At 70.3% G+C, this 9929-nt stretch carries 8 protein-coding genes and 1 pseudogene; 5 read left to right on the plus strand and 4 right to left on the minus strand.

Annotated features, from left to right (window positions below):
- Nucleotides 1-152: 152 nt before the first annotated feature.
- The 4 genes and pseudogenes from ABD339_RS33175 to ABD339_RS33190 all read right to left on the minus strand — a co-directional run bounded on the left by ABD339_RS33175 (nt 153) and on the right by ABD339_RS33190 (nt 4776).
- The gene (locus ABD339_RS33175) at nt 153-722 is read right to left on the minus strand and encodes a hypothetical protein (protein WP_344570897.1); all 570 of its coding nucleotides are present in this window, start codon (nt 720-722) and stop codon (nt 153-155) included.
- Nucleotides 673-933 (minus strand): transposase, encoded by a 261-nt coding sequence (locus ABD339_RS33990; RefSeq protein ID WP_425576175.1) that lies wholly within the window; start codon nt 931-933, stop codon nt 673-675. The genes ABD339_RS33175 and ABD339_RS33990 overlap by 50 nt, the downstream gene beginning before the upstream one ends.
- A gap of 55 nt (nt 934-988) precedes the next feature.
- Nucleotides 989-2130: pseudogene (locus tag ABD339_RS33185) on the minus strand (transposase); the annotation flags it as partial.
- A gap of 1911 nt (nt 2131-4041) precedes the next feature.
- Nucleotides 4042-4776 carry a class I SAM-dependent methyltransferase gene (locus ABD339_RS33190; RefSeq protein ID WP_344570898.1) on the minus strand — a complete coding sequence of 245 codons (735 nt, stop codon included), beginning with the start codon at nt 4774-4776 and terminating at the stop codon, nt 4042-4044.
- 249 nt (nt 4777-5025) lie between these two features.
- Between ABD339_RS33190 and ABD339_RS33195 the strand changes: the two genes are divergently transcribed.
- The 5 genes from ABD339_RS33195 to ABD339_RS33215 all read left to right on the plus strand — a co-directional run.
- Nucleotides 5026-6327 carry an MFS transporter gene (locus ABD339_RS33195; RefSeq protein WP_344570899.1) on the plus strand — a complete coding sequence of 434 codons (1302 nt, stop codon included), beginning with the start codon at nt 5026-5028 and terminating at the stop codon, nt 6325-6327.
- Nucleotides 6328-6603: 276 nt separating this feature from the next.
- Nucleotides 6604-7416 carry an NAD(P)-dependent oxidoreductase gene (locus ABD339_RS33200; protein WP_344570900.1) on the plus strand — a complete coding sequence of 271 codons (813 nt, stop codon included), beginning with the start codon at nt 6604-6606 and terminating at the stop codon, nt 7414-7416.
- A gap of 52 nt (nt 7417-7468) precedes the next feature.
- The gene (locus ABD339_RS33205) at nt 7469-8401 is read left to right on the plus strand and encodes a hypothetical protein (RefSeq protein ID WP_344570901.1); all 933 of its coding nucleotides are present in this window, start codon (nt 7469-7471) and stop codon (nt 8399-8401) included.
- On the plus strand, nt 8398-9447 hold the full coding sequence (locus ABD339_RS33210; RefSeq protein WP_344570902.1) for a GNAT family N-acetyltransferase: 1050 nt from the start codon (nt 8398-8400) through the stop codon (nt 9445-9447). The genes ABD339_RS33205 and ABD339_RS33210 overlap by 4 nt, the downstream gene beginning before the upstream one ends.
- Nucleotides 9434-9929: DegT/DnrJ/EryC1/StrS family aminotransferase (locus ABD339_RS33215; RefSeq protein ID WP_344570903.1), on the plus strand; the 496-nt coding region annotated here is incomplete at its 3' end. The genes ABD339_RS33210 and ABD339_RS33215, both read left to right, overlap by 14 nt.

The raw sequence follows: 9929 nt of genomic DNA on the forward strand, positions 1-9929 counted from the left end.
GTAGAGGCGTTGCCGGACGGGACGGAGGTCAAGCTCGGAGTATTCCTGTCCAACACCAAAAGCCGCCGGGCCAAACTCACCGCCGACAAGCAGAAGACACTGACCGACCTCGGACTGGAATGGGCCTGAGCTTGGCGCTGCGGGGTCGGCCGTCACTGGGTGGTGGTGTTCTCGGTGCGCATCATGCGGCGCAGGCTGGTGCGGGCCGCTGCAAGGTCGTCTTCGAGCCCGGTGAGGTGGTCGCGCAGGGCGGTGTTTTCTTCGGTGGCCTGCTGGAGTTGGTCCGCAAGCTGGTGGTTGTCGCGGGTGAGTTCGTCGATCCGGGAGGCGAGGTCGGGGGCGTGGAGGGCGTCGAGTTGCTGGCCGAGCTGGTGGCGGAGCGCATTGTTCAGGCGGTCGCGTTCCTGGCGGAGGTCTTTGATCTCTTCGCGGGCGAGGTCCAGTTCAGCGCGCAGGCTTGCTGGGTTGGGAGCGGATCCTGGTAGGGGTGGGGTGGCGGGGGTGCGGGTCTGGCGGTTGCGGGCGGAGTGGATGTGTTCACGGATGCCGTCGGTGTAGGTGAGCCAGGTAGGGACACCTGCGGTGCGGGCAACGGCGGCGTGGCTGATCTTCTGGCCGTCTCGTTCGAGGGCGGCGAGGGCTTCAAGGACACGCTGGCGTTTGTCGAGGCTGTCACGGCGGCGGGCCTGGGCGAGGACAGCGGACGCGAGCCCAGGTCCCATCGATCTGCCAGCGGCGGAAGAGCGTGTATCCGGTCTCCCACGGCCCGTACCGCTCGGGTATGTCCCGCCACGGCGACCCGGTCCTGGCCCGCCACCAGATCCCGTTGAAGACCTGCCGCCGATCCCGGGGCTTGCGCCCCATCACCGGCAACGGCGGCAACACCGCCTCCAGACGCACCCGCTGTTCGCCTGTCAAGTCCCCACGAGCCATCCCGAGATCGTTCCACAACCTTGATCAACATCTCAAACAGGCCCTGGCTTGATCTTTAACCTGTGCGCCGTGGGCGAGGGGTGGTTGATGTCTTCTTCTTCCGTTTCGCAGTGTCCGTTTTGCGGACTGTGTGGACGTCGTGGCGTGGGGTGGGGCGGGTGTTCTTGCGGCCTGGTGGCCGTCCCGGTCCTGGGCTGGTGAGTTTCGGTGCTCTGGCCGGACAGACGGCCTTGGGACGCAGGTGCCGGAAGTCGCGGCGAACGCGGGCGGGAGTGGGCCTGTGCGGTTCGCCGGGCCTCTCCCACGGCCTCCGCGGATCGGCTGCCAGTGGCCGGGCGAGCCGGAGTTGGGCATAGACAGCGAGGATCGGCCAAGTCCATCGGTCGGCGGCATCGGGTGTGCGGATCTTGGGGCAGGTCCGGCCCAGGGTCTGCTTGAAGAAGCGGAAGGTGTGCTCGATGTCGAAGCGCCGCAGGAAGACCTGCCAGAGCCGGTCGGCGTCCTCGGCGGTGGCGCCGGTGTCCGACCACCACAGCCATACCGGCTTCGGGACTGCTCCGCTGGGCAGCCGCTCGACACGCAGATGGATCACGGTGCCCTCGATGACCGGGAGAGCCCCCAGCTGGGCGGCCCAGGCGGAACGATGGGTCAGCCGCGGATGGAGCCGGTCCCATGCCTGCGCGGTGGCCTTCCCGTAGAGGCGGGTCCCCGTCACGGTCTGGGCATCGGGTGTGCCCCAGGTGGCCGGGTCGCCGAAGACGGACTCGCCGCCGTGACGCGGCGGGCGGCCCATGGTGTGCGGTTCGCGCGGCGGTGCGGCCCGGCGCAGGACACGGTCCGAGCGCATCCGCCCCAGCACCTGCACGGGCAGGTCTTTCAGGAGGAAGGCCAGGGGGGCACGTCGTAGCCGGCGTCGAGCACGACGAGGATGTCCAGGTCGCCCTGGCGCCACTGCCCGGCCTCGATGAGCCTCTCGATGAGCTCGCGCATCTGCCGGGCGGTCACCGTGGCGCCGTCGTCGCCCGGAGCCGGCCGCAGTGCGTCCAGTGGTGCGGTCCACGAGCTGCGGCCCGTCTCCAGCGCGCAGATCACCGAGTACGGCCAGCCCGGAACGGGAATGTGCTGGTCCTTGCCGCGACCGTAGGTGTGACACAAGATCCGCTCAGGCGAGGTGTGCGCATCCGGCCGCAGCCAGGTGAAGATGCGGGAGGAGAGCATCGGTTCGCGGCGCAGCACGGTGTGGCAGCCTTTGCCGCCGACGAAGATGATCGCGAGTTGGGTTGCGGGTTCGTCCCGCAGGTGGCGGAAGTATTCGAATGCCTCGCCGTTGAGCCATTGGGCTTCATCCACGAGGAAGGTGCGGGGCCGCTCGGCCAGGGGGGTCTTCAGGAGGCGGTCGAACTCGCTGGGGTGGCGGGGTGTTTCGCCGCCGCAAAGCCAGCAGACGACGGACCTCTGGTGTGGCCGTGAACCTGTTGGCGCTTGGAGCGCGAGCGCCGGGCTCCTCGGCAGCCCTCTCGTCACGGTGGGCCTGGGCGAGCCGGCGCCACACCGTGCGCTCCGATACCCTCAGCGCATCCGCCGTCACCCGCACGTGCCCGGTCCTCAGCCCACCACGCTCGCGCAACGCCAGCAGCCGACGCACCGCCGGGCCGCGCTGCCCCGTACGACACGCCGCGGGCAGACCAGCGTTCCGGTCGTCGGCCAGATCGTTGACTTCCAACTCTCACCCCATTTTGTACGCGGTTGTGCTGGATGCTTGGGGCACTGGCCAAGCGGCGGTACGCCGAGGCGAAGCGGCGCCTCGGCGGCATCAGCCCGTCAGGGGTCAGACCGGCGGGCCAAGACGCTGGAACAGCCGGCGCAGCAAACCCGGTCCACCGCCGCGTCCGGCACAGTGAGCAGCGCGTTTTGCAGATGTGTCGTCGAAGGGGCCCGTGTGCGGAAGGCACCGCGTGTGCGCGACTGGTCGGTCCACTCCGCCTCCCGGGGCGCAACGGTGCTCCACAGCGGGTGGAAGGCCGGCATCACGGCAGGCACCTCGTGCGGGGCAAGACGCGTCACCTCCTGCCACGCGCAGGTCCGCGACGCCGGCTGAGGCAGGCGCGCCACAGCGCGTGCACTGCCCGCCCCGCACGGCGCCAGCGTCATCCGGGTGTGTGGGTGGTCCCGCAACGACTGCAGATATTCCAGACACGGCACCGGCAACCGCTGCGCCTGATCCACCATCGCAGCCCGCCTGTCCGAGCGCGCCGACGATATCGGCATCAGCCTCGGCTGAGCGGTGCGGGAACCGGCCCTGCACCGCCAGAGCGTCGAACACCGCCCGGCGCAGTTCCACCGCAGAAGGCCGCACGGGCACGCGGGCCCAGGAGACCTTCCAGCCCGCGGGCGGATCCGGCAAAGCCATCTGCAGCGCCACCGTCTTGCCCCGGCCGGTATCGCCGAACACACACGCCGCGCTCTCGGCCGCCATGGCCTGCCTGGGCCACTGCCTGGGCCACCGCGTGCACCGAAGCGGTACGCACCAGGTGTGCCCCCGGCCGGCAGGCCAACCTCCGGCACCGCCATGCCCTTGGCCAACGCCGGCGCGAGTTCCTGCAGCCCGGATGCTGGTCCAGCCGACTTCGACACTGCGGCAGAAGCCACGGAGGGACCGGTGCGCGTTTTGACGACAGCGAGATCAGCGAGAGCCTGTCGGGTTCTGCTGCTCGGCACGAGCCAGACGTGTGACACGAGGATCCGGCAGCGCCCGGCCTGCATCCAGCTCCCGGCGCACCACCCGATGCAACGTCTCCCCCAGACGGCACCGGGCCCGCCTCCCCCCAGCCGGCACCGGGCCCGCGTCCCCCCCAGACGCAACATCCTTCAGATGCCGGTACAGCACCACCACGTTCCCACCCGCCTGCGCCAGCACCTCCCACGCCTGGTCGGACAACTCAAACCGGGAACGCGCACGCCGCTGAAGGCGGCCCTCACCACGCACCGCATCCAGCCAACACCACACCACCCGCGGATGCACCCCCGCGAGCTGAGCACCGGCCCGGACATTCGCCATCGTCAACTCGCACCAAGGCCGAGCCACGGGCGTCCCGTGTGGGTTTCGGCTCAGTTCTTTCGGTGGGCGTGGTAGATGGAGCGGTGAGGGGAGATGCCGTTTCCGTAACCGTGGTCGATGTGGTCCAGGGTGAAACCAGCCCGGTCCAGTGCGGGTTCCAGGTCGAGGGCTCGCAGGTGGGACCAGCGTTCGGTCAGGCGGGTGAGTTCGCCCCGCTCGGTACGGAAGAGCTTGTCGATCAGGAGGTGGTTGGGACGGGGCCGCAGCCGCTCCCACTCCTCGACCCGCTGCCCGCCGAGGGCCGGGCAGGGCTCGGCCAGCGTCAGGCGCCAGTCGCTCTTTTCGCGGGTGTCGAAGTTGCCGCTGACGTCGATGTGCAGTGTGCGGCCCGGCGGCAGCACGCGGGCGGCCTCCCGCAGCGCCAGTTCCCGCTCAGTCGGTGTCCGGAGCAACTGGAACGTGGAGTACGGCACGACGACTGCATCCTGGCCTGCGGACAGCGGCAGCCGTCGCATGTCGGCGCACACCGGGTGCAGTCCCCGGGTGCGTGGCATACGCGCCAGCCGCGCCCGGCTAAGGTCAACGGCCATCACCCTGTGGCCCGGCCGTTCGGCCAGCGGTGCGGCCACCCGGCCCGTCCCGGCGCCCAGCACCAGGATCCGGTCACGGGACGCGGTCAGGCCGAGCCAGTAGGCGATGTCGTGCCGCTGGTTGCGTAGCAGGTGTTCGTTGTGCCAGTCGTACAGCAGGGCTTCCCAGCCATCCTGGCGCACCGGGTTCTCCATTCGCTCTCCCTCGGACCCATGGGGTGGCGGCTGCCGCTCACCGGATGTCTTCCTCTTCAATTCCGCCCGCATATATGACAGTTGACGCAGCCAAGCAATGGAATGCTGATTTTCAGACGAAAGAGCCCGACAGTGTGTTCTGGCACGTGCTCCTGGAAAGGCAACGCGTGTCCCGGGACAGCACAAGGGGCTACGAAGGCATCACTCTCGGAAGTCATAGCGTCATCGTGTGGTGGGAGGAAGAGGCAGATGGTGGACACGTCCGCGAGGGCGCGAGCGCGATCGGAGATCTGGCGGGACTTCTCGCCCCCCGCCAGACGTGAGGTCGCCACAGTCGGGGTGTCCACGTTCCAGAGCCAGAGCACCTCGTCCCTGCTGCTCCTGCTGCTCTCGGTCCTCGCGCTCCAGGTCACCGGGTCGGCCGCCAGCGCCCCGCTGGTCGTCGCCGCCGGAGCGCTGCCCGCGCTGCTGCTGGTGCGCTGGGTGCGCACCGTCAACAGGGTGCTGGACCGCCGATGGGTGATGATCCTCTCCGACGCGGGCGCGTTCACCGTCGCCTTGGTGCTGCATCTGCTGTCCCGCGGTGATATCCAGGCCTGGCACATCTACGTCGGCATGGCGCTGTTCTCGTCCTTCGGCGCCTTCTACCTGCCCGCCATGCGCGGCTGGGTGGCCGATCAATCCGGCAGTCTGGCGCAGTTGACCTGGCTCAACGCGATGCTCGCCGTCGCCACGCAGGCGTCCGTCGTCGTCGGCTGGGCGCTGGGCGGGGTGCTGGTCTCCACCGTCGGCGTCAGCGGCTCGCTGGGCCTGTGTGCGCTCGCGTACGCGCTCGGCAGCGTGTTGCAGATCGTGGTCTTCGCGGTGCTCAACGGTGCCCGGTTGCGCAGGACCGATAGGCCGCGCGGGACAGACGGGAGGGACGGGGCGCCGGCGCGGGCCCCGGAGGGGGTGTGGCGGCGGGTCTTCTCCCCGCGCCGACTCGGCCTGTTCACCGGCTCGCTGCTGGCGATGGAACTGAGCCATGTGCTGGCCTTCAGCATGTTCGTCCCGCTGCTCACCGGGAACTCCTCCGACCGCTCCTGGGTGGCCGGCACCGCGAACGCCGGCTTCGCGCTGGCGGCCATCGGCAGCGGGGTCCTCGTCTCCGGAGGGTCGGTCGGCGACTGGGTACGCCGCCGGGTGCCCGGCATCCTGCTCGCCGGCTTCGCCATCCAGGCGGTCTTCGGGCTCGCTGCCCACACCGCAGTCCTGGCCATCGGCCTCTACACGATGGTCGGCATACTCAGTGGCGGCGACGCCGTGCTCCAGAGCGAGGTGCAGGACCGGTGGCGGTCCGTGGGATCGTCCCAGGCGTTCGCCGTCTTCGGCGCCGTGTACGGCCCGGCGCAGCTCGTCGGATCCCTCGTCATCGCTTTTCTACTGCTCCATCTTCCGGTCACCACTGTCTACGTCGGGACGATCCTGACTCTGGGCCTGGGCTCGGGACTGCTGCTGATCGCCGCTAGAGCACGGTCCACAAGCGGAACCCCGGAGGTCGTCACGCCATAGGGCCCTTCAGCGGTCTATGGAGGAGGCGCCGTACCCGGTAACGCGCCCTCGCGCGCTCTTCCCGGGCCCCTCCGGAGCCTCCGACGTGCCTGTCCTCCCCGACAGCTCCTGTCGTACCGCCCGGACCTCTAGGCGGCCTCACCCGCCGGCATAGCGCACCACATGTGCCATCGCCCACCGAACCACCGCGCACGACCGCATCACCGCATCACCGCACCGTCGCGTGCGACCGAACCGCCGCACCGTGTCACCAATCCGCTCCACGAAAGGGAAGTCATGGTGGAACTCGCCCTGTACGGGCTCGGAGAGATGGGCTCGGACATCGCACGCTGCCTGGCCGGACGGGGGGTGCGGCTGCACGCCTATGACCCCGTAGCGGAGGTCGAAGTGGATGGGGAGGGCTTTCAACGGCACGACAGCGCCCGGGACGCCGCCCGGACCGCATCAGTACACCTCATCGTCCTCAAGCACCGCGCCGACGTGGAGGCACTCCTCTTCGGCGCCGAGGGCGTGTGCGCCAGCGCTCCCCCTGAGTCGCTGCTGATACTGCACACCACCCTGACGCCCGAGGCCGTGCGGGAGCTGCATGCCCGGACCCGCGAAGGACACGGACACACCCTCATCGATGCCGCGCTCAGCCGCCGCGGCGGGGCCGTCAGCGACGGTTCGCTGTCGCTTTTCACTGGTGCCGACGAGGTCGCGTTCGCCCGGGCCCAGCCGGTGCTGGAGCACTACGCGGACAACGTCGTACACGCAGGGGACGTCGGCGCCGGGATGACCGTCAAGCTCTGCAACAACTGGCTGCTCTACAGCAACCGGCACGCTGCGCTCCAGGCCATCCGCACCGGCCGGGAACTCGGCGTGGACCCGGGCGTACTCCGCGAATCGCTGGCCTCCTCCACCGGCGCCAGCTGGGCGCTGACCCACTACTCGGACCTGGACGAGGGCATCGTCACCGGCCAGGGCGCACCGGCGGTCGTCCGCGACCGGACCGCCTCGGAGCTGGGCATGGCCCGGGAGATGGCCACTCGCGGCGGGACGGTGCCCTCCAGCCTCCAGGAGACATTCGCCCTGCTGGAAGTCATGTAGCCGACGCAGCCGCACCCCGGTCCCTGACGCATATCCGTACCGGAAGGCGAAGATGCACAGCGACTCCGTGACCCGCGAGGCGTACGAAAAGATCGTCGCCCCGCTCCCCGTACCCGTGTGGAACTCCCCGTTGGCGGTGGAGCTGTACGGACGCACTCTTACCACGGTCTGCCGTACCCGCCGAGGCAGCACCGCTGGTGCCTGGGTCTGCCCGCTCGACGTAGCGGACGAAGAAGACGGGGGAGGACAGCCAGCGGCGCGGAGGGCGTTCCGGCTGCTGCCCTACGCCTCGCCCTGGGTCGACCCGGGCCTGCACCCTGTCGAGCGACACCGCGCTGTGGTGTCTTTGCTCGGTGCGGTCATGGAGCGCGTGAGCGCCGTCGAACTGCCCCTGGACCCTTGTTTCGGCGAGCCGGCCGCCCTCGCCGAGGCTGGCATCGAAGTGCTCTGCAGGCACACCAGATGGCTGGACCTGCGCGACAGCAAGGATCACCGGGAGCGCTACCTGCCCACCGCCCGCAACCATTTACGGGCCGCCGCCCGCCGGTTGCGGGTACGGGCCGTCGAACCGGCCGAGTTCGACTTCTCCCGCGCGGTCGTCGGCCAGCCGGAGGCGGCCGTCTCGGCACGTCGGCGGGCCGGGCTACGGCTCGGCTGGGCAGGCGAGGCGGTGCGCTGTCTGGCCGCGGTCGACGCCGACGGCGGGTGCCACGGGCAGGTGTTCGTCCTGCGGGACGAGGGCGTCACGGTGCTCATGCACTCCTGGTTCGACCGTGCGGGGCCGCGCGGGGCCGCAAGCTTGCTGGTGGACGCCGCCATCGAGGAGGCGGTGCGCGATCCCCGGATCGACGCCTTCGACTTCGAGGGCAGCGTCATTCCCAGCATCGACCGCTTCATGGCCGGTTTCGGGGCACGGGCCCGTGCCTACGGGCAGTTGCGCTGGCACCGGATCGGACCGAGCGCCCGGGTGAAGGAGTTCGGATGACCTCTCCGAAGACAAGCACCTCAGCGACTGGCCAACCGGCAGCCAGACCGCCGGTGTGGGTCGGGTCGGTGGCCCACATCGACCCCCGGCAGGAGCGCCACTGGCGGGAGTTGTACGAGCGCTGCGGCGAGCGGGTGGAGCAGTCGCCGGAATGGGCCCGCGCGGTTGGCGCGGCGGGCCGGGAGGTGTGCGTCGCACTGGGGGCCCGGTCGGTGCTGCCGTTCGAGCACGGGGCCCGGGTGTGCACCGCGCTCGGCACCGACCGACCGCTCCTGACGGCGGATCCCGGGGCCGCAGCGCTGGTCGAGCCGGTTGCCGCCGCTGCTGCAGCTACTGGGAAGCCCGTCTATCTGCCGCTGGTGGAGGCCGCCTTCGCCGAGGTGCGAGCGCTGGCGCCCTTCACCGTCTGGGAGCGGCCCGCCAACTCCCTGATCGACTGGGCGTGCGACGGCGCGGATCTGTGGGAACGGGTACTCGATCGCGGCACCTCGCAGCTGCGCAGGAAACGGCGGCTGGTCGAGCGGGACGGGCTGCAGCTGGACCCGGGTCTGGCAGGCGCCGACGCGGCTGAGGACGTCCTGCGGGTCGACGACCGGTCCTGGAAGGCGACCTGCGGGCAAAACATGCGCACTCGTGGCCAGGACCGGCTCTACCGGCGGCTGGTCACCGTAGGAACGCTCACCGCCGCGTTCCTACGGGACGGCGACCGGCCTGTGGCCTTTCGGCTGGACGCCCGCGTCAAGGACCTGCTCAGCTGTCTGAAGTGGTCCTACGACGAGGACTATCGCCGCTACTCGCCCGGCCTCTACTTGCTCACCGAGGGGCTGCGACGGGAGTGGAGCGGGCGCGGGGTGCGGGTAGTGGATCTGCACGGCGGCCCCGACACCCTCAAGGATCTGCTGTACAGCGAGCGCCGTCCGCGGGTGGACCTGTGGTACGGCGACGCCGAGAAGGGTGCCCGCCAAGCCGCGGAGCGGGCCGCGTTCGATGCCCGGGTGGCGGCGGTGCGTGAAGGCGGGAAGGGGTTGCGCCATGCCTTCGGCTGAGTCGTACGCCGCGACCGCCGTGCGAGCCGCCGGCCCGCCGGGCACGGGCCTGCTCGGCGTCGTAGGCAGCGAGATCGCCGCCGCCGCCGCGGAGCTCGTTCGCCGGCTGGGGCAGGCGACCGTGGAGTTCACCGCCTCCGGCTCCGCCGCTCTCGAAACTGCCCTGGAGATTCTGGGGATCGGGCCGGGCGACGAGGTGGTGGTGCCCGATGTGGGATGCCACTCCGTGGCCGCGTCGGTGGTACGCCGGGGGGCCGTTCCGGTCTTCACCGGGGTGGGCGAGGCGCTGACCCTCGGCCCTGGGGATACCGCGGCCGCCTGCGGCGTCCGGACCCGGGCTGTCGTCGCTGTCCACCAGTATGGGCTGCCGTGCGATGTCGCGGGCATCAAGGCAGCCGTGGGGCCGGATGTTGTGGTGATCGAGGATGTGGCCCAGACCTGGGGCTCCACGGTGAACGGCGTCCCGGCCGGGTCGCTTGGCA

The organism is Streptomyces axinellae, assembly GCF_039532135.1.
Classification (GTDB): Bacteria; Actinomycetota; Actinomycetes; order Streptomycetales; family Streptomycetaceae; genus Streptomyces; species Streptomyces axinellae.

Coding starts and splice junctions, on each gene's coding strand:
- ABD339_RS33175 (WP_344570897.1), bottom strand. CDS start 722: ATGGGACCTGGGCTCGCGTCCGCTGTCCTCGCCCAGGCCCGCCGCCGT.
- ABD339_RS33990 (WP_425576175.1), bottom strand. CDS start 933: ATGGCTCGTGGGGACTTGACAGGCGAACAGCGGGTGCGTCTGGAGGCG.
- ABD339_RS33190 (WP_344570898.1), bottom strand. CDS start 4,776: ATGGAGAACCCGGTGCGCCAGGATGGCTGGGAAGCCCTGCTGTACGAC.
- ABD339_RS33195 (WP_344570899.1), top strand. CDS start 5,026: ATGGTGGACACGTCCGCGAGGGCGCGAGCGCGATCGGAGATCTGGCGG.
- ABD339_RS33200 (WP_344570900.1), top strand. CDS start 6,604: ATGGTGGAACTCGCCCTGTACGGGCTCGGAGAGATGGGCTCGGACATC.
- ABD339_RS33205 (WP_344570901.1), top strand. CDS start 7,469: ATGCACAGCGACTCCGTGACCCGCGAGGCGTACGAAAAGATCGTCGCC.
- ABD339_RS33210 (WP_344570902.1), top strand. CDS start 8,398: ATGACCTCTCCGAAGACAAGCACCTCAGCGACTGGCCAACCGGCAGCC.